This window comes from Streptomyces malaysiensis subsp. malaysiensis, assembly GCF_040653035.1.
GTDB lineage: Bacteria > Actinomycetota > Actinomycetes > Streptomycetales > Streptomycetaceae > Streptomyces > Streptomyces malaysiensis.
Genome location: NZ_JBEZNG010000008.1, coordinates 66,902 through 85,017, shown reverse-complemented (window position 1 = coordinate 85,017; position 18,116 = coordinate 66,902). Strand labels below are relative to the sequence as shown.

Genomic DNA, 18,116 nt, shown 5'->3' with positions numbered 1-18,116 from the left:
GGCCCACCAGCGCGGCACAACGCCGAGCGGGGCCCGGAACACCTGGGGAGGTGTCCGGACCCCGCTGGGGTCGGCCGGTCGCGGGCCGGCTACTGGTTGGCGTTCTCGCCGCGGTAGTACTCGAAGACCCAGCCGAAGAGACCGATCATGATGATCGGGGCCGAGAAGAAGAGCAGCCACCAGCCGAAGACCACGCCCAGGAAGGCCATGGCGCCACCGACGGCCAGGGAGAGCGGCTGCCAGCTGTGCGGGGAGAAGAATCCCAGCTCGCCGGCGTCGTCCGCGACATCCGCCTCCTTGTTGTCCTGCGCACCGACATCCACCCGGCGGGCCGTGAAGGCCAGGTAGTAGCCGATCATGATGCTCAGCCCGAAGGCCAGGAAGAGCGCGGTGGTACCGGCCGGCTCCTTCGACCACACGCCATAGACGATCGCCATGGCGAGGATGAAGACGGCCAGCCAGATGAACATCCGGCCTTGGACCTTCACTTGCCGGCCTCCTTACCACCCGCGAGGGCCTTGTCATCTTCGGGCGCACCGTAGTTCTGGAGCTGGTCGAGCGCCGCGATCTCCGGGTGGTGCAGATCGAAGGCCGGGGATTCGGAGCGGATCCGCGGCATGGTGAGGAAGTTGTGCCGCGGGGGCGGGCAGGAGGTCGCCCACTCCAGCGAACGGCCGTAGCCCCAGGGGTCGTCGACCTCGACCTTCTTGCCGTACTTGGCGGTCTTCCAGACGTTGTAGAGGAACGGCAGGATCGACAGGCCCAGCAGGAAGGAGCTGATGGTCGAGATGGTGTTCAGCGTGGTGATGCCGTCGGCCGCCAGATAGTCGGCGTACCGGCGGGGCATGCCCTCGGCGCCCAGCCAGTGCTGCACCAGGAACGTGCCGTGGAAGCCCACGAACAGCGTCCAGAAGGTGATCTTTCCGAGCCGCTCGTCCAGCATCTTGCCGGTCATCTTCGGCCACCAGAAGTGGAATCCGGCGAACATCGCGAAGACCACGGTGCCGAAGACCACGTAGTGGAAGTGGGCCACCACGAAGTACGAGTCGGAGACGTGGAAGTCCATCGGCGGCGACGCCAGGATCACACCGGTCAGACCACCGAAGGTGAAGGTGATCAGGAAGCCGATCGCCCAGAGCATCGGGGTCTCGAAGCTGAGCGACCCCTTCCACATCGTGCCGATCCAGTTGAAGAACTTGATACCGGTCGGCACCGCGATGAGGAACGTCATGAACGAGAAGAACGGCAACAGCACTCCGCCGGTGACATACATGTGGTGGGCCCACACCGTCACCGAGAGACCGGCGATCGAAATGGTCGCGGCGATCAGGGAGATGTAACCGAACATCGGCTTCCGGGAGAAGACCGGAATGACCTCGGAAATGATGCCGAAGAACGGCAGCGCGATGATGTACACCTCTGGATGGCCGAAGAACCAGAAGAGGTGTTGCCAGAGCAGCGCTCCGCCATTGGCCGCGTCGAAGACATGCGCCCCGAATTTACGGTCCGCCTCCAGGGCGAACAGCGCGGCGGCCAGCACCGGGAAGGCGAGCAGGACCAGCACCGCGGTCAGCAGCACGTTCCAGGTGAAGATCGGCATGCGGAACATCGTCATGCCGGGAGCGCGCATGCAGATGATCGTGGTGATGAAGTTGACCGCACCGAGGATCGTGCCGAAGCCGGAGAGGGCCAGACCCATGATCCACATATCCGCGCCCACACCCGGCGAACGCACCGCGTCCGACAGCGGGGAGTAGGCGAACCAGCCGAAGTCGGCCGCGCCCTGCGGGGTCAGGAACCCGCCCACCGCGATCAGCGAGCCGAAGAGGTACAGCCAGTACGCGAACATGTTCAGCCGCGGGAACGCCACATCGGGCGCACCGATCTGAAGCGGCATGATCCAGTTCGTGAAGCCCGCGAACAGCGGGGTGGCGAACATCAGCAGCATGATCGTGCCATGCATGGTGAACGCCTGGTTGAACTGCTCGTTCGACATGATCTGCGTACCCGGACGGGCCAGCTCGGCGCGCATCAAGAGCGCCATCAGACCGCCGATGCAGAAGAACGCGAACGACGTGACGAGGTAGAGCGTGCCGATCGTCTTGTGGTCCGTGGTGGTCAGCCACTTGACGACGACATTGCCCGGCTGCTTCCGCCGTACCGGCGCTTCCGGCTCTTGCGGGGCCGTGGTGCCGGCACCCTGGGGTTCGTTGAGGATGCTCACTGGATCTTGGTCTCCGCGTTCTTGGCGGCGTCCGTCTGCTCAATGCCCGCCGGGATGTAGCCGGTCTGGCCCTTCTTCGCCAGGTCCTTGAGGTGCTGCTGGTAGCGCTCCGGCGACACGACCTTGACGTTGAAGAGCATCCGGGAGTGGTCGACGCCGCACAGCTCGGCGCACTTGCCCATGAAGGTGCCCTCGCGGTTCGGGGTGACCTCGAAGCGGTTGGTGTGACCCGGGATGACGTCCATCTTCATCAGGAAGGGGACCACCCAGAACGAGTGGATGACATCGCGGGACGTCAGGATGAACTGGACCGACTCGCCCTTCGGCAGCCACAGGGTCGGGCCCGGGTTGCCGGTCTGCGGGTTCCGCTCACCGGGGGTGCCGGCCTCGTAGACGCCCTCGGCGCCCTTGGGGACCGCGCTCAGCATCCGCTTGGGGATCGCGGAGATCTCCTTGGCTTCCTGCTTCGGAGAGGCCGTGGACCCGTCCACGTTCTCCATGTAGTTGAAGCCCCAGCTCCATTGGTAGCCCACCACGTTGATCACGTGGTCGGGCTTCTTGGAGGTCTTGAGGAGCGCGTTCTCATCGCGTGCGGTGAAGTAGAACAGCACCGAGACGATGATGATCGGGACCACGGTGTACAGCGCCTCGATCGGCATGTTGTACCGGGTCTGCGCGGGAACCTCGATCTTGGTCCTGCTGCGACGGTGGAAGATGACCGCCCAGATGATCAGGCCCCAGACCAGGACGCCCGTGGCGAGCGCCGCCGCCCACGAGCCCTGCCACAGGGAGAGGATCCGCGGCGCCTCCTCCGTGACGGGGGTAGGCATTCCGAGGCGGGGGAAGTCCTTTGATGTGCAACCGGTGGCGGTCGCCAGGACCAAGCCCGCGGCCAGCGCCTGCAGCAGCTTCCGCCGCACCGGGCGCCGCGACGAGCGGTCGGAGCCGTTGGGACTCACGTAGCGCCTTCCCGAGAGTCTCGCCCGCGCGGTCGGCCGCGGCCGTCTGTCTGGTCGGTCGCCGGCCCGGTGCGGGCAGGGGTTTGGATGTTTATGCGGACCAAACCCTACTGGACGCCATTTGGCGTCGCGCGGGGAGGGTGCCCAACGCGCCGGGGCCCTCCACGAAGGGGTGGAATACCGGGATCCGGCAGGCTTTTCCGGGCCGCCGCCACCCCGGCTCCGGCCCTGGTTCGGGCCCTGGTTCGGGCCCTGGTTCGGGCCCCGCCATGACCTCGGCTCCGGGCCTGGTTCAGGCCCTGCGACCCGGCTGCGGTCCCGGCTCTGGTGCGGCCCCGCTTCCGATCCCGGCGCGGCTCCGGCTCCGGCTCCGGCTCCGGCTCCGGCTCCGGCTCCGGCCGAGCGTGACCCGGCTCCCGGTCCCGGCGCGGACCCGATCCCGGTCCCGGCGCGACCTCGGCGCCGGGCCTGATGCGGCCCCGCGCGGACCTCGCGCGGACCCCGCGCGGTCGTGCCCGTCCGTTCGTCAGTCGCGGCGACTAGCGTTCCCTATGTGCCCTACTTCGACGCGGCCTCGTCCGCTCCTCTGCACCCCGTCGCCCGGCAGGCACTCCTCGCCGCACTCGACGAGGGGTGGGCCGACCCCGCACGCCTCTACCGGGAGGGGCGGCGCGCCCGGCTGCTGCTGGACGCCGCGCGGGAGGCGGCCGCCGAGGCCGTCGGATGCCGCCCGGACGAGCTCGTCTTCACCCCTTCGGGGACGCGCGCCGTGCACGAGGGCATCGCGGGGGCGCTCGCGGGACGGCGGCGCGCCGGTCGCCGTCTGATCGTCTCCGCCGTTGAGCACTCCTCGGTGCTGCACACGGCGGGCGCGCACGAGGCGGACGGCGGCACGGTCACCGAGGTCCCGGTGGACCGTACGGGACGGATCGCGCCCGGTGCGTACGCGGCGGCCCTGCGGGAGGCCCCGGACGGGGTGGCGCTGGCCTGTCTGCAATCCGCCAACCATGAGGTCGGCACCCTCCAGCCGGTGGCCGAGGCGGCCGAGGAGTGCGCGGCGGCGGGCGTACCGCTGCTGGTGGACGCGGCGCAGTCGCTCGGCTGGGGCCCCACGGAGGGCAATTGGTCACTTCTCACCGCAAGTGCCCATAAATGGGGCGGCCCTGCGGGGGTGGGGCTGCTCGCGGTGCGCAAGGGGGTGCGCTTCCGTACGGTCCAGCCCGCCGATGAGCGGGAGTCGGGCCGCTCCCCCGGGTTCGAGAACCTCCCCGCCATCGTCGCCGCGGCGGCTTCGCTGCGGGCCGTCCGGGCGGAGGCCGCCGCCGAGGCGGAGCGGCTGCGGGGGCTGGTGGACCGGATCCGGGCGCGGGTGCCGGAGCTGGTGCCGGAGGTCGAGGTGGTCGGCGATCCGGAACGGCGGCTGCCGCATCTGGTCACCTTCTCCTGTCTCTATGTCGACGGAGAGGCGCTCCTCCATGAGCTGGACCGCGCCGAGTTCTCGGTCTCGTCCGGCTCCTCCTGCACCTCGTCCACGCTGACCCCGAGCCATGTGCTGCGGGCCATGGGGGTGCTGTCCGAGGGCAATGTCCGGGTCTCGCTGCCGCGCGGTACGGCCGAGGCGGAGGTGGACCGGTTCCTGGAGGTGCTGCCGGGGGTGGTGGCCGACGTACGGGAGCACCTGGGCGCGCCGAAACCGGCCGAAGCCGCGCTCGGACCGGATCCGGACCCCGAACCGGAGCCGGAGCCGGAGCCGGAGCTGGTGGTCGACTCGCTCGGCAAGCGGTGCCCGATCCCGGTGATCGAGCTGGCCAAGGTGATCGGCGAGGTCCCGGTGGGCGGTGTGGTGACGGTGCTGTCCGACGACGAGGCCGCCCGGCTGGACATCCCGGCCTGGTGCGAGATGCGGGGCCAGACCTACGAGGGCGAGCGGCCGGCCGACCGCGGCGTGGCCTATCGGGTGCGCCGCCGCGCCTAGGGGTGTCCGGCGGGGCGTGACGCCTGCGGCGGGCCACGCGGCGGAGCCGCAGATCGACACAGGCGCGCCCCTTCGGGGCGCCGCCAAACCGCGGCCGGCTTTGGCCGATGCGCTGGGAGACCGGCGGGGCCCAGGGGGCGACGGCCCCCTGGGCGCCCTACGGCTCAGGGCAGGTGGGCCGCGATCTCGCCCGCCGCCTCATGGCCGTACGCCTTGGCGAAGCGCTCCATGAAGTGGCCGCGGCGCAGCTCGTACTCCTGGGTGCCGACGGTCTCGATGACCAGCGTCGCCAGCATGCAGCCCACCTGGGCGGCCCGCTCGAGCGGGAGCTTCCAGGACAGTCCGGTCAGGAAGCCCGCGCGGAAGGCGTCGCCGACGCCGGTCGGGTCGGCCTTCTGCTCCTCCTCCGGGCATCCGACGACGATGGGCTCCTCGCCCTCGCGGTCGATCCGCACGCCCTGCGCGCCCAGCGTGGTGACGCGGGTGCCGACCTTGGCGAGGATCTGGTCCGCGGTCCAGCCGGTCTTGGTCTCGATCAGCGCGGCCTCGTACTCATTGGTGAAGAGGTACTCCGCACCGCCGATCAGCATCCGGATGTCCTCGCCGTCCATGCGGGCGAGCTGCTGGGAGGGGTCGGCGGCGAAGGGGATGCCGCGCGAGCGGCACTCCTCGGTGTGGCGGACCATGGCCTCCGGGTCGTCGGCGCTGATCAGCACGAGGTCGAGACCGCCGACGCGCTCGGCGACCGGCTGGATTTCGATCTGCCGGGCCTCGCTCATGGCGCCCGTGTAGAAGGACGCGATCTGGTTGTGGTCGGCGTCGGTGGTGCAGACGAAGCGCGCGGTGTGCTGGACCTCGGAGATCCGCACGGACGCGGTGTCCACACCGTGCCGGTCCAGCCAGGCGCGGTAGTCGGCGAAGTCCTCGCCGGCCGCGCCGACCAGGATCGGGGTCAGGCCCAACACACCCATGCCGAAACAGATGTTGGGGCCGACGCCGCCACGGCGGACGTCGAGGGTGTCGACCAGGAAGGAGAGGGAGACCGTATGGAGCTGATCGGCGACCAGCTGATCGGCGAAGCGGCCGGGGAAGGACATCAGATGGTCGGTGGCGATGGAGCCGGTTACGGCAATACGCACGAGAGTCGCTCCTGCGGGGCGGAGAGAGTCGGACGCTTCACGCTATCTGTTCGGCCCTGCCCATAGGAACGGAAGAAACTACCCGATAGTAGGGCTTTTTTCGCCGACACCCGCTGAATACGGTGCGTGGGCACGGGGTACGCGTCGGCGACCCCATGGACCAGGAGGCCCCCCATGCCCCAGCAGCACCTCACCCCCGCCCTTCCCGCCACCGGGGCCATCGAGCCCGAGTATCTGGAGGGGCTGCGCGGCGACGGTGCGCGGATGGCGCCGCACTGGACGTCGGCCACCGTATCGCCTCCCACCAGCCCCGTTTCCCCGGTCGCCGCCTCCCGCATCCGGGGGATCAGCGTGCCCGCGGCATCGGCCGATCTGCTGGCCGGGATGTCGGACTACGGCAACTGAAGGAACCGGCCGCGCCCCGGCTCCGTCTCATCGGCATCTCCTCGCGAGGGATGGGACCGTAGAACGTGAGCGGAGCCGAAGGAGCGAAACGGTGAGCACCGAGGACACCGACACCCCGCAGACCCCCGACGACGACACTCCCCGATCGCGCCGGCGCTCGCCGCTGGCCGTCGTTTCGGTGGCGGCCGCGGTGCTGGTCGCCGGTAGTGGCGGCGCCTACTGGGCGTCCACCGCGGCGGACGGCGGCACCCGGGGCACGGGCGCGCCCGGCAAGGACGGATCGCCGAAGTCCCTCGCACTGGACGCCTACGCCTCCCCGAGCGGAGGCGGAGAGCGAGGAGGGGACAACGGCATCGCGCCCGGTGAGCCCGATCCGCATGGCGGGCGCTATGTGGTGACCGGCGAACTGCCGGACGGGCCCGATGAGGCGCCGGTGTATCTGACCGACCCGAAGGTCACCGAGGCCGATGTGGCGCGGCTGGCGAAGGCCCTGGACGTCTCCGGCAGCCCCCGCGCCGACCACGGGTACTGGAAGGTCGGGGGCGCCCCGGACGCGGGCGGCCCCACGCTGCGGGTCAGCCGGACCGGACCGGGCAGCTGGTCGTACTCGCGCTATGGGGCGCCGGGCGACACGTCCTGCGTCCACCCGGACGGGAAGAAGCCGGACGGAAAACACTCCGACCGCGCGGCCCGGGCCGCCCGCACCGACAAGGGCGACGGTACGGACGAGGCCGACAAGAGCTGCCCGTCCTACCGCGAGGGCGACCGGCGCGGCGACAACGGCGCCGCCGAGGGCCGCGACAAGGCGGTGTCCGAGGCGAAGGCCGAGCGCGCCGCCGAGCCGGTGCTGAAGGCGCTCGGGCTGTCGGACGCGAAGCTGGACGCGAGCGGCCTGTACGGCGCCGTGCGGATGGTGAACGCGGACCCGAAGGTGGGCGATCTGCCCACCTACGGCTGGGGGACCAATCTCCAGGTCGGCTCGGACGGCCAGCTGGTGGGCGGCAGCGGCACGCTGTCCAAGCCCAAGGAGGACGACACCTATCCGCTGATCGGCGCGGAGCAGGCGCTGCAACGGCTCAACGCGAGGACGGCCAAGGGCGACGGCACCCCGGACAAGGTGACGGTGCGGAAGGTGACGTTCGGCCTCGCCTCGCACATGGTGGACGGCCGGCGGGCGCTGGTGCCATCGTGGATCTTCGAGACCAGGCCGACCGGGACCAACCGCGTGGCGGTCACCCTCCCCTACCCCGCGGTGAAGCCGGAGTACATCAAGAAGGCCGAGCAGCCGGGCCACTCCCCGTCGGCCCCGCCGGGCAAGGGGACCTCCAAGCCGGATGACATCACCTCGTACACCGTGGACGGCAAAACCCTGACGGTGCGCTTCTGGGGCGGTGTCTGCAACACCTACTCGGTCTCCGCGAAGGAGACCTCCGAGCGGGTGACGCTGGAGCTGAAGAGCAAGCCGACCCATCCGGGGCGGGCCTGCATCCTTATCGCCAAGCAGCTGGACCGGAAGGTGACGCTGAAGGAGCCGCTGGACGGCCGGAAGGTCGTGGACGGTTCCACCGGTGAGACGGTGCCGCTGCGGAAGTGAGCGGACCGCTCGGAACAACGCCCGGGACAGCCGTCCGGGGCATGCGGAAGGGGGCGGGCCCGGTGGGCCCGCCCCCTTCACGTTTCGCTGTTTCCCGCCGCGACGGCGCCGGGGCTCAGCTGAAGGAGTCACCGCAGGCGCAGGAGCCCGTGGCGTTCGGGTTGTCGATGGTGAAGCCCTGCTTCTCGATGGTGTCGACGAAGTCGATCGAGGCACCGCCCAGGTACGGGGCGCTCATCCGGTCGGTCACGACCTTCACACCGCCGAAGTCCTTGACGACGTCGCCGTCGAGCGAGCGCTCGTCGAAGAAGAGCTGGTAGCGCAGGCCGGAGCAGCCGCCGGGCTGGACGGCGACACGCAGCGCGAGGTCGTCGCGGCCCTCCTGCTCCAGCAGGCTCTTGACCTTCGACGCGGCGGCGTCGGACAGGATGATGCCCTCGCTCGCGGTGGTCTCGTCCTGAACGGTCATCTGCTTCTCTCCCGGGTCGTACGGACTGCTTGCCCTCGGCACAAACCAACGGCGTCCCGGATTCATTCCGGGCCCCAGCACTTATCCCTGTTGCCCTTCATGCTCGCATACGGGGCCACACACCGGAATGCGTCACATCGACACAATGCCCATCGTCAAAGTGACGTGAAGCCGCTATGATAGATAGCGTCATTCTGACGATTAGGGTTCCCAGCGAAGAAAGAAGGGTGCGTGACGTGACCACCGCCCAGCCCCTCGACGTGCAGCCGACCCCGCTCGCTCTGCTGCTTCTCGGCCGGGAGGCCGACCCCCGGAGCGAGCGCGGCGTGGAGTGCCCGGGAGACCTGCCGGCGCCCTCCGACCCGGATCTGGTGGCGCGTGCCCGCGCGGCCAAGGAGAAGCTCGGGGACAAGGTCTTCGTCCTCGGCCACCACTACCAGCGCGACGAGGTCATCGAGTTCGCTGATGTCACCGGGGACAGCTTCAAGCTGGCCCGTGACGCGGCCGCCCGGCCGGACGCCGAGTACATCGTCTTCTGCGGTGTGCACTTCATGGCCGAGTCCGCCGACATCCTCACCGGCGACGCCCAGCAGGTCGTCCTCCCCGATCTGGCGGCCGGCTGCTCGATGGCCGACATGGCCACGGCCGAGCAGGTCGCCGAGTGCTGGGAGGTGCTGACCGAGGCGGGCGTGGCCGATGTGACGGTGCCGGTCTCGTACATGAACTCCTCCGCCGACATCAAGGCGTTCACCGGTAAGCACGGCGGCACGATCTGCACCTCCTCCAATGCCCAGCGGGCACTGGAGTGGGCGTTCCAGCAGGGCCGGAAGGTGCTGTTCCTGCCCGATCAGCATCTGGGGCGCAATACGGCCGTCCGCGACCTGGGGATGTCCCTGGAGGACTGCGTCGTCTACAACCCGCACAAGCCGAACGGCGGGCTCACCCCCGAGCAGCTGCGCGCCGCGACGATGATCCTGTGGCGCGGCCACTGCTCGGTGCACGGCCGCTTCTCGCTGGACTCGGTCAACGATGTGCGCGAGCGGATACCGGATGTGAAGGTGCTGGTGCACCCCGAGTGCAAGCACGAGGTCGTGGCGGCGGCGGACTACGTGGGCTCGACCGAGTACATCATCAAGGCGCTGGAGGCCGCGCCCGCCGGTTCGAAGTGGGCCGTCGGCACGGAGCTGAACCTCGTACGGCGCCTGGCCAATCGTTTCGCCGACCAGGGCAAGGAGATCGTCTTCCTCGACAAGACGGTCTGCTTCTGCTCGACCATGAACCGGATCGATCTGCCGCATCTGGTCTGGGCGCTGGAGTCGCTGGTGGACGGCAAGGTGGTCAACCGCATCCAGGTCGACGAGGAGACGGAGCACTTCGCCAAGCTGGCCCTGGAGCGGATGCTCATGCTGCCGTAGGCAGCGTCTGGCGATGGGGCGGTCATCGGGCCGCGGCGCGGTCGCCACGGCCGGTCAGTGCCATGCCACGTCCCGCCGTCGCGGCGGCAGGATCCCTGCCGCCGCGACGGCGGACGCGCGCCCGCGGCTCCACCCGCGCGGCGATCAGTGCTTGCCCGCGTCCGACGCCTTGCCGACGGCCGTCGCGGCTCCGCCCGCGCGGCGATCAGTGGCCCGCGCGGACCAGCCCCGTCTCGTAGGCGATCACCACCAGCTGGGCGCGGTCGCGGGCGTTCAGCTTGGCCATCGCGCGGTTGACATGCGTCTTGACCGTGAGCGGGCTGACCTCCAGCCGGGTGGCGATCTCATCGTTGGACAGCCCGCCCCCCACCTGGACCAGGACCTCGCGCTCGCGCACCGTGAGTGCCTCCAGCCGTGCGGAGTCATAGGCGCTGTCGTCGTCGCCCCCGTCGCCCTGGGCCAGGAAGCGGGCGATCAGCCCCTTGGTCGCGGCCGGGGACAGCAGCGCCTCGCCCGCCGCCGCGATACGGATCGCCGCGAGCAGCTCTTCGGGCTCCGCGCCCTTGCCGAGGAAGCCGCTGGCCCCCGCCCGCAGCGAGTCCACCACGTACTCGTCGACCTCGAAGGTCGTCAGCATGACCACCCGGACATCCTGGAGCCGCGGATCCTCGGTGATCATGCGAGTGGCGGCCAGCCCGTCCGTACCGGGCATCCGGATGTCCATCAGGACCACGTCGGCGCCCTTCGCCCGGGCGATCTCCACCGCCTGCGCGCCGTCGGACGCCTCCCCCACCACCTCCATGTCCGGCTCGGAGTCCACCAGGACGCGGAACGCGCTGCGCAGCAACGCCTGATCGTCCGCCAGCAGCACCTTGATCGTCATGAGTCCCTTCCCCTGCCTGGCTGTAGAGGAAGTCTCACCCGCACCCGGAATCCGCCCTCGGGCAGGGGTCCCGCCTCGCAGCTGCCGCGCAGCGCGGTCACCCGCTCGCGCATCCCCAGCAGTCCGTGTCCGCCGCCGGTCTCCTCCCCGGGCTCCGCGCCGCCCGCCCGGGGCTCCCCGGACGCGCCCCTGCCGTCCGGCGCCTTCTCCGGCCCCTCGGTCCGTGTCCCCGCTCCGTCGTCCTCGACCGTGACCTCCAAGGCGCCCCAGACGCGTGCGATGCGGACCTCGGCCGTGGCCCCAGGCCCGGCGTGCTTGTGCGCATTGGTCAGCGCCTCCTGGACGACCCGGTAGGCCGTGAGGTCCACCGAGCCCGGCAGCGGGTCCAGCGCCTCCCGTGCCTCCGCCCGGACCTTGACCCGCATCCCGGCCCGTACGAAGCCGTCCACGAGCTGGTCCAGGACGGCGAGGCCGGGGGCCGGTTCGGTGGGGGCCGCGGGATCGCCGTACTGCCGCAGCAGGCCGACCGTGGCGCGCAGCTCGTCCAGCGCCGAGCGGCTCGCCTGCCGTACGTGCGCGAGCGCCTCCTTGGCCTGGTCCGGGCGGTTGTCCATGACATGGGAGGCGACCCCGGCCTGAACGTTGACCAGCGCGATGTGATGCGCCACGACATCGTGCAGCTCACGGGCGATCCGCAGCCGCTCCTCGGCGACCCGGCGGCGCGCCTCCTCCTCACGGGTCCGCTCGGCGCGGACCGCCCGCTCCTCGATGGCGGCGATATAGGCGCGCCGGCTGCGCACCGCGTCGCCCGCGCAAGCAGCCAGCCCGGTCCAGGCGAAGAGGCCCCAATTCTCCTGCGAATACCAGGGGTTGAGCGCAAAGAGCATCCCGGCCCCGGTGAGCAGCACGGCCGTGGCGGCGCCGAGCCGCCAGGTGGTGGGGCGGTCGGTGCGGGCCGCCACGGTGTAGAGCGCCACCACGACCCCGAACACGATCGAGGTGCGCGGCGGACCCACGTCATTGGTGACGATCTCGACGAGGGTGAGGACGACGTTGAAGGCCAGCACCCAGCGCGGCCGATCGCGGCGGAACACCAGCGAGGCGGCGACGAGCACGGCCAGCAGTACGAAGAAGGGGCCCAGCGGCTGGTTGCGCATGCGCGGGCCGGCCACCGCGCCGATCAGGATCAGCGCCAGGACCCCCATCGCCACCAGGATGTCCAGGGCACGGGGGTGAGCGCACAGCCAGCGGTGCGGACGGGCCAGACCCGGCCCGACGGCGAGGGGAGTCACGGGATCCAACGGTAAGGGCCGCGGCGGGCCGCCCGACTTCCTGGGCGGCCCGGACCCGGCCGGTGAAGGGAGGCACGGCCTGTGCTGAAGTGTGGTCCGGGGGCGCGCCGCACTAGCCCGGAATGAGGCCGTCGTCCTTGAGCATCGCCTTGACTTCCTCGAGGGTCGCGTCGGCGGCGGGGAGGATCAGACCGGACGGCTGGAGCACGTCGTCGGGCAAGGGCTCACCGGCCGAGCGCACCGCGTCCAGCAGCGCGCCCAAGGTCTTCCGGAAGCCCTCGTGATCGCCGCCCTCGATCTCGGCGAGCAGCTCGTCGTCCAGCCTGTTCAGTCCGGGCAGATGGCTCTCGGCCACCCGCACCTGGCCCTCCCCCATGATCCGTACGATCATGACGACCTCCTTGGAGACCTCGCCCAGGCGGGGGCGCGGGAAACTACTGCTTGTCGAACTTGTGCTGGGTCTGGGACTGCTGGCCCTCGTCCGCCTTGCCGCCCTCGATCGCCTGCTGCGGGCTGCCGCCGGCCAGCTCGGCCTTCATCCGCTGAAGCTCCAGCTCCACGTCCGTGCCGCCGGAGATCCGGTCGAGCTCGGCCGCGATGTCGTCCTTGGTGGCCATCCCGGACTGGTCGTCCAGGGCGCCGGAGGCCAGCAGCTCGTCGATCGCACCCGCGCGGGCCTGGAGCTGCGCCGTCTTGTCCTCGGCACGCTGGATCGCCATGCCGACATCGCCCATCTCCTCGGAGATGCCGGAGAACGCCTCGCCGATCCGGGTCTGCGCCTGGGCCGCGGTGTAGGTGGCCTTGATGGTCTCCTTGCGCGTGCGGAAGGCGTCGACCTTCGCCTGGAGCCGCTGGGCGGCCAGGGTCAGCTTCTCCTCCTCGCCCTGGAGCGTCTGGTGCTGCGTCTCCAGGTCGGTGACCTGCTGCTGTAGCGCGGCGCGGCGGGACAGCGCCTCGCGGGCCAGGTCCTCCCGGCCGAGCGCGAGCGCCTTGCGGCCCTGGTCCTCCAGCTTGGTGGACTGGCCCTGCAACTGGTTGAGCTGGAGCTCCAGGCGCTTACGCGAAGTCGCCACGTCGGCGACGCCGCGGCGCACCTTCTGGAGCAGCTCGAGCTGCTTCTGGTACGAGTAGTCAAGGGTCTCGCGCGGGTCCTCGGCCCGGTCCAGGGCCTTGTTGGCCTTCGCGCGGAAGATCATCCCCATACGCTTCATGACACCGCTCATGGGCCTCGCGCGCCCCCTTCTGACGGACGTATGACTCCGGCACTCCAACAGACCCAGCCTACGGGGCCTGCTTCCATTACCGCACTGTTCGAGCCCGCTCGCGCTCCTCCTCCAGGACGATCAGGGGGGTAGGAGCCTCCGGCGCAAGGAGGAGTGCGCCCCCTGTGTCCCGATTAGGGCGGGACTCCGTTGCCCGATCGTTCCCCCTGAGGCTGGGGCGCACACCCCGCACCCCGTACCCTTGGGCCTTGTGTTCCGAAGCCGTTCCAAGGATGAGCAGGCCGCTACCGCCAAGGTGACCGCGGACCAGCCGCAGCAGACCCGTGACCCGCAGGCGCCCAAGGGCCGCCCCACTCCCAAGCGGAGTGAGGCCCAGTCCCAGCGCCGCAGCCTGGCGAAGACGCCGGCCAACCGTAAGGACGCCACGAAGCGTGCGCGCGAGGCCCGCCGCGCCGATCTGGCCCGTCAGCGCGAGGCGCTGGCCGGCGGTGACGAGCGGTATCTGCCTGCCCGCGACAAGGGTCCCGTGCGGCGCTTCGCCCGTGACTTCGTGGACTCGCGGTTCTCCGTCGCCGAGTACTTCCTGCCGCTCGCGGTGGTCATCCTCGTGCTGAGCATGATCCGGGCCGGCGCCATGCAGAGCTATGTGCTGCTGCTGTGGATGGTGGTCATCGTCCTGATCGTGATCAACTCCATCGTTCTCGGCTTCCAGCTCAAGCGGCAGCTGCGGAAGCGGTTCCCCGACGAGAATCTGCGCGGCGCCATGCCGTACGCGCTGATGCGCACCCTCCAGATGCGCCGGCTGCGGCTGCCCAAGCCGCAGGTCAAGCGCGGAGAGCGGCCCTGAGCGGCGAATCCTCCGGTTCTTCTGATCCTTCCGGAGTCTCCGGCTCTGCCGGCTCGTCCCGGTTCGCCGGCGGGGCGGGTAACTGGCTGAGCGGCCTCGGGGGGCTGCGGAACACCGTCCGGCAGGCGCTGGTCGCCCACCAGCTCGCTGAGCAGATCACCGCACGCTTCCCCGTGGGGCGGCGGCTGCGGGTGCTCGACGTGGGCGTCGGCCAGGGCACCCAGTCCCTGCGGCTGGCCCGCGCGGGCCATGAGGTGACCGGACTGGAGTCCGACCCCACCATGCTGGAGGCGGCACGCACCGCGCTCGCCGACGAGCCCGAGGGCATCCGGCGACGCGTACGGCTGCTCGAGGGCGACGGCCGGGAGACCGGGGCGCACTTCCTGCCGGGCACCTTCGATGTGGTGCTGTGCCACGGGGTGCTGATGTACATGCCCGAACCGGATCCGCTGCTCGCCGGGCTGGCCCGGGTGCTGGCCCCCGGGGGACTGCTGTCGCTGCTGGTGCGCAACGGTGACGCGCTGGCGATGCGGGCGGGGCTGGCCGGGGACTGGGACACGGCGCTGACCGCCTTCGACTCCCCCTCGTACATCAACCGGATCGGGCTGCCGGTGCGCGCCGACCGGCGCGAGCAGTTGACCGAGACCCTGACCGCGATCGGCGCGCCGCTGCGCGCCTGGTACGGCGTGCGGGTCTTCACCGATCTCGCCCCGAACGACGCCGAGCCGCCCGGCTCCCCGGAGTGGGAGCGGCTGCTGGCGGCCGAGGAGCGGGCGGGGCGCACGGATCCGTATCGCGCGGTGGCGGCGCTGCTGCATATGTGTGGGGTGCGTGGCTGACGCGGGGGTGCGTGGCTGATCCGGTGGCGGGGTGGCGGTGGGACCGCCGCCCTCGACGGACCGGTGGGGAGCGCCGCCCGTACTGGCCGGTGCGGACCGCCGCCCGTACTGGCTGGTGCGGACCGCCGCCCCGTGACGGGCCGCCCCGTACGGCCCGGCATGCGCGAGCAGCGCAGATCTGAGGTGGGAGGCCCACCGGCCCACCCGCCCACCGACCCATCGCGTCGAGCCGGGCGCGCGCCCGGCCCATGGCGCCGTATGGGGGCACGCGCCCGGCCCATATCGCCGCACGGGGCACGCGCCCGGCTCGGCGCGCGCCCTGTGCGGCAGTGCCCGGCGTGTTCGGCTGAGCGGGCGCCCCCCGGGCGCATGCCGACTCATCTCGTTCGTAGGCCCCACCGGGCGGGTGCCCCGCTCACCGCGTATGTGCTACGCGGCGTGCGTGTCTCTTGGGCGCTTTGTCTATTCGGCTTGCAGACTCATCGGACCGTAGATCTTCGTACCGTCCTCGAACAGCGTCACCTGTTCCGCGCCTCCTTCGAGGAGCTCCCGCCACTCCTCACCGATCCACGACTCCGCGTCCCCCTGGGTCGGGAACTCCTCCGGCTGCACCGCGGGCTTCGTCTCCGTCCCGTCGGACTTCTCGAACCGCCATGTCCACGCCATTCCAGCCTCCTCCATCCCGCCGGCCCACAGGTGATACCCGCCGGTCCACAGGTGATGTCTGCCCGCAGCCTAGGTGACTGATCACTCCGTACGGGGTGGCCCCGCGCGACCCGTGGGAACGGACGCGAGACGATCGGGGCGTGGAACTCACTCTTCTGGGCACCGGGGCCCCCGACGGGCTGCCGCGCCATGGCTGCCCCTGCGCCTCCTGTGCCGCCGCCGTCGGTGAGGAGGCGCGGGCCGCCACCTCGCTGCTGATCGATGGGGCGCTGCTGATCGATCTCACCCCGGGGGCCGCGTTCGCCGCCGCGCGGGCCGGGTATTCGCTGGTCGGCGTCCGGCAGGTGCTGCTCTCCCATCCGCACGCCGGTCCGGCCGTCGAGTTCCCGGCCGGGCTGCCGGCGCCGGGGCGGGTGCCGGACGGCCGCACGCTGTCCCTGATCAGCGGCCATCGGGTGCGGGCGGTCGCGCTGGACTCCCCCGGTACCGGCTACGAGGTCACCGGCCCCGACGGCACCCGGCTGCTGTACCTCCCGCCGGGCGGCGGCGCGGCCGGACTCCCCGATCCGGCCGAGCCGTACGACATGGTGCTGCTCGACGTACTGGGCCGCCCCGACGCCCTGGCCGCCCTGCGCGCGTCGGGCGCCGTGGGCGCCACCACCGATGTCCTGGCCGTCCATCTCGACCACACCGTCCCGCCCGGCCGGGAGCTGCACCGGCGGCTGGCCACGGCGGGGGCGCGGGCGGTGCCGGACGGCCGGACGCTGATCGTCGGCGAATATCACGCGGTGCCGGATCTGCCGCGCCGCACGCTGGTGCTGGGCGGGGCCAGGTCCGGTAAGTCCCTCGAGGCGGAACGGCGGCTGGCCGCGTTCCCCGACGTCCTGTACGTCGCAACGGGCGGCACGCGCGCGGGCGACCCCGAGTGGGCCGCCCGCGTCGCCGCCCACCGCGAACGCCGCCCCGGCTCCTGGCGCACCACCGAGACCTGCGATCTGGCACCGCTGCTCGCCGAGGACGGCCCACCGCTGCTCATCGACTGCCTGGCGCTGTGGCTCACCGACGCGATGGACTCCGTGAGCGCCTGGGACGACGAGAAGTGGGCACACAGCGGCGAACACGCCCTCCACGAGCGGGTGTCCGCCCTCGTCGCGGCGGTCCGCGCCACGAGCCGCACGGTGGTGGCGGTGAGCAACGAGGTCGGCGCGGGTGTCGTTCCCGCGACCGCCGCCGGTCGTCGCTTCCGCGATGAACTGGGGCGGTTGAACGCGGGGTTCGCGGATGAGTGTGAGCAAGTGTTGTTGGTGGTGGCGGGTCAGCCGATGCCGCTACGCGGCTGATCTGGGTTGGGGCTGAGCTGGGCCCGGTTCGGCCCAGCCGGGCCCCGGCCCCGAACCGGGCTGGCCCCGAACCGGGCTGGCCCGGGGCCGGGGCGGGGCCGCGCGGGGCTGCTCGGCTCGGCTGAGTGCGGCTTTCGTCTCGCGCCTTCGGCGCAATTGAGCAGCGGAGCAGGGAGGTGACGGGCGCGGCACCGCCGCCGAGCGCCGGGGCGGCGGGGGTTTGCGCCGGTGGCGGCATCCCTCATCGGCGGCCAAGGCCCAACCGGACTGCGGGCCCGTCGGTCCCCCGCCGCGCGGGACTACTCAGCTCGGTCGGGTGCATCGCCATCTCGCGCCTTCGGCGCAATTGAGCATGGGGGGCGGGGGTGGTGGGCGCGGCACCGCCGCCGAGCGCCGGGCTGACGGTGGCTTACGCCGGTGACGGCAACCCCCATCGACAGCCAAGGCCCCACCCGGACTGCGGGCCTGTGGGTCCCTTGCCGCGCGGGGCTACTCGGCTCGGTCAGGTGCGGCCTTCGTCTCGCGCCTTCGGCGCAATTGAGCAGCGGAGCAGGGAGGTGGCGGGCGCGGCACCACCGCCGGGTACCGGGGCGGCGCGGGTTTGCGCCGGTGGCGGCATCCCTCATCGGTGGCCAAGGCCCAACCGGACTGCGGGCCATGGGTCCTGGGCCGCCGGACCGCCGAATCGCAGGGGTTTGGGTACCCCCCGCGAAAACCTTTGACAAATTAGTTGCTTCAGATCAAACGTTTTTTGCAGGGGTACCCGGAGAGGCCGACTTGGGCCCCACCGACCCGCAGTCCGGATGGCCCTCGGCCACCGATGCGAGAAGCCGCCACGGCCGCAAG

Annotated in this window: 17 protein-coding genes; 7 read left to right on the top strand and 10 right to left on the bottom strand. The window is 71.2% G+C overall.

Annotated features, from left to right (window positions below):
* Positions 1 to 89: 89 nt before the first annotated feature.
* The 3 genes from AB0E24_RS18170 to ctaC are packed head-to-tail and all read right to left on the bottom strand — an operon-like array spanning position 90 to position 3,183.
* Entirely contained in the window at positions 90 to 488 is a 399-nt protein-coding gene (locus AB0E24_RS18170) for a cytochrome c oxidase subunit 4 (protein ID WP_099013467.1), read from the bottom strand.
* Positions 485 to 2,224: an aa3-type cytochrome oxidase subunit I gene (ctaD, locus tag AB0E24_RS18165; protein WP_069869323.1), complete on the bottom strand. Its 1,740-nt coding sequence runs from the start codon at positions 2,222 to 2,224 to the stop codon at positions 485 to 487. Before ctaD ends, AB0E24_RS18170 begins: the two co-directional genes overlap by 4 nt.
* Positions 2,221 to 3,183: an aa3-type cytochrome oxidase subunit II gene (gene ctaC / locus AB0E24_RS18160; protein ID WP_069869322.1), complete on the bottom strand. Its 963-nt coding sequence runs from the start codon at positions 3,181 to 3,183 to the stop codon at positions 2,221 to 2,223. Before ctaC ends, ctaD begins: the two co-directional genes overlap by 4 nt.
* Positions 3,184 to 3,736: 553 nt before the next feature.
* On the opposite strand from ctaC, the gene AB0E24_RS18155 reads away from it, so the two are divergent.
* On the top strand, positions 3,737 to 5,158 hold the full coding sequence (locus AB0E24_RS18155; protein ID WP_359378157.1) for a cysteine desulfurase/sulfurtransferase TusA family protein: 1,422 nt from the start codon (positions 3,737 to 3,739) through the stop codon (positions 5,156 to 5,158).
* 164 nt (positions 5,159 to 5,322) lie between these two features.
* Here the strand turns inward: AB0E24_RS18155 and AB0E24_RS18150 are convergent, their stop codons facing one another.
* The gene (locus AB0E24_RS18150) at positions 5,323 to 6,297 is read right to left on the bottom strand and encodes a carbohydrate kinase family protein (RefSeq protein WP_093706254.1); all 975 of its coding nucleotides are present in this window, start codon (positions 6,295 to 6,297) and stop codon (positions 5,323 to 5,325) included.
* Positions 6,298 to 6,471: 174 nt separating this feature from the next.
* On the opposite strand from AB0E24_RS18150, the gene AB0E24_RS18145 reads away from it, so the two are divergent.
* Positions 6,472 to 6,702, top strand: a complete 231-nt coding sequence (locus AB0E24_RS18145; RefSeq protein ID WP_069869319.1) for a hypothetical protein — start codon at positions 6,472 to 6,474, stop codon at positions 6,700 to 6,702.
* Between the two features lie 91 nt (positions 6,703 to 6,793).
* Positions 6,794 to 8,296 (top strand): hypothetical protein, encoded by a 1,503-nt coding sequence (locus tag AB0E24_RS18140; protein WP_359378153.1) that lies wholly within the window; start codon positions 6,794 to 6,796, stop codon positions 8,294 to 8,296.
* A 115-nt stretch (positions 8,297 to 8,411) separates the two neighbouring features.
* Here AB0E24_RS18140 and AB0E24_RS18135 read toward each other — a convergent pair whose 3' ends face one another.
* Positions 8,412 to 8,765 carry a HesB/IscA family protein gene (locus tag AB0E24_RS18135; RefSeq protein WP_020871998.1) on the bottom strand — a complete coding sequence of 118 codons (354 nt, stop codon included), beginning with the start codon at positions 8,763 to 8,765 and terminating at the stop codon, positions 8,412 to 8,414.
* Between the two features lie 227 nt (positions 8,766 to 8,992).
* Here AB0E24_RS18135 and nadA point away from each other — a divergent pair, with 227 nt between their 5' ends.
* Positions 8,993 to 10,180 carry a quinolinate synthase NadA gene (gene nadA, locus AB0E24_RS18130; RefSeq protein ID WP_069869317.1) on the top strand — a complete coding sequence of 396 codons (1,188 nt, stop codon included), beginning with the start codon at positions 8,993 to 8,995 and terminating at the stop codon, positions 10,178 to 10,180.
* 205 nt (positions 10,181 to 10,385) lie between these two features.
* On the opposite strand, the gene AB0E24_RS18125 is transcribed toward nadA, so the two are convergent.
* The 4 genes from AB0E24_RS18125 to AB0E24_RS18110 form a co-directional block, all read right to left on the bottom strand.
* Positions 10,386 to 11,063 (bottom strand): response regulator transcription factor, encoded by a 678-nt coding sequence (locus tag AB0E24_RS18125; protein WP_069869316.1) that lies wholly within the window; start codon positions 11,061 to 11,063, stop codon positions 10,386 to 10,388.
* Entirely contained in the window at positions 11,060 to 12,364 is a 1,305-nt protein-coding gene (locus AB0E24_RS18120) for a sensor histidine kinase (RefSeq protein WP_359378147.1), read from the bottom strand. The genes AB0E24_RS18125 and AB0E24_RS18120 overlap by 4 nt, the downstream gene beginning before the upstream one ends.
* A 103-nt stretch (positions 12,365 to 12,467) precedes the next feature.
* Positions 12,468 to 12,746, bottom strand: a complete 279-nt coding sequence (gene pspAA, locus AB0E24_RS18115) for a PspA-associated protein PspAA (protein ID WP_093706563.1) — start codon at positions 12,744 to 12,746, stop codon at positions 12,468 to 12,470.
* Between the two features lie 43 nt (positions 12,747 to 12,789).
* Complete coding sequence (locus AB0E24_RS18110) at positions 12,790 to 13,566, bottom strand: PspA/IM30 family protein (RefSeq protein ID WP_069869399.1); 777 nt, start codon at positions 13,564 to 13,566, stop codon at positions 12,790 to 12,792.
* A 262-nt stretch (positions 13,567 to 13,828) separates the two neighbouring features.
* Between AB0E24_RS18110 and AB0E24_RS18105 the strand changes: the two genes are divergently transcribed.
* Together AB0E24_RS18105 and AB0E24_RS18100 are read left to right on the top strand one after the other, a co-directional pair.
* Positions 13,829 to 14,425, top strand: coding sequence for a DUF3043 domain-containing protein (locus AB0E24_RS18105; RefSeq protein WP_069869398.1), 597 nt, complete (start codon positions 13,829 to 13,831; stop codon positions 14,423 to 14,425).
* 86 nt (positions 14,426 to 14,511) lie between these two features.
* A complete protein-coding gene (locus AB0E24_RS18100; protein WP_435865298.1) occupies positions 14,512 to 15,264 on the top strand; it encodes a class I SAM-dependent methyltransferase in 753 nt (250 codons plus the stop codon).
* A 462-nt stretch (positions 15,265 to 15,726) separates the two neighbouring features.
* On the opposite strand, the gene AB0E24_RS18095 is transcribed toward AB0E24_RS18100, so the two are convergent.
* Positions 15,727 to 15,930: a hypothetical protein gene (locus AB0E24_RS18095; protein WP_069869314.1), complete on the bottom strand. Its 204-nt coding sequence runs from the start codon at positions 15,928 to 15,930 to the stop codon at positions 15,727 to 15,729.
* 140 nt (positions 15,931 to 16,070) lie between these two features.
* On the opposite strand from AB0E24_RS18095, the gene AB0E24_RS18090 reads away from it, so the two are divergent.
* Positions 16,071 to 17,270, top strand: coding sequence for a bifunctional adenosylcobinamide kinase/adenosylcobinamide-phosphate guanylyltransferase (locus tag AB0E24_RS18090; RefSeq protein WP_359378142.1), 1,200 nt, complete (start codon positions 16,071 to 16,073; stop codon positions 17,268 to 17,270).
* The last annotated feature ends 846 nt before the right edge of the window (positions 17,271 to 18,116 follow it).

Bases quoted from the DNA above. Each gene is read 5' to 3' on its own strand.
- AB0E24_RS18145 (WP_069869319.1), top strand. From the start codon at position 6,472: ATGCCCCAGCAGCACCTCACCCCCGCCCTTCCCGCCACCGGGGCCATC.
- AB0E24_RS18135 (WP_020871998.1), bottom strand. From the start codon at position 8,765: ATGACCGTTCAGGACGAGACCACCGCGAGCGAGGGCATCATCCTGTCC.
- AB0E24_RS18125 (WP_069869316.1), bottom strand. From the start codon at position 11,063: ATGACGATCAAGGTGCTGCTGGCGGACGATCAGGCGTTGCTGCGCAGC.
- pspAA (WP_093706563.1), bottom strand. From the start codon at position 12,746: ATGATCGTACGGATCATGGGGGAGGGCCAGGTGCGGGTGGCCGAGAGC.
- AB0E24_RS18110 (WP_069869399.1), bottom strand. From the start codon at position 13,566: ATGAAGCGTATGGGGATGATCTTCCGCGCGAAGGCCAACAAGGCCCTG.
- AB0E24_RS18095 (WP_069869314.1), bottom strand. From the start codon at position 15,930: ATGGCGTGGACATGGCGGTTCGAGAAGTCCGACGGGACGGAGACGAAG.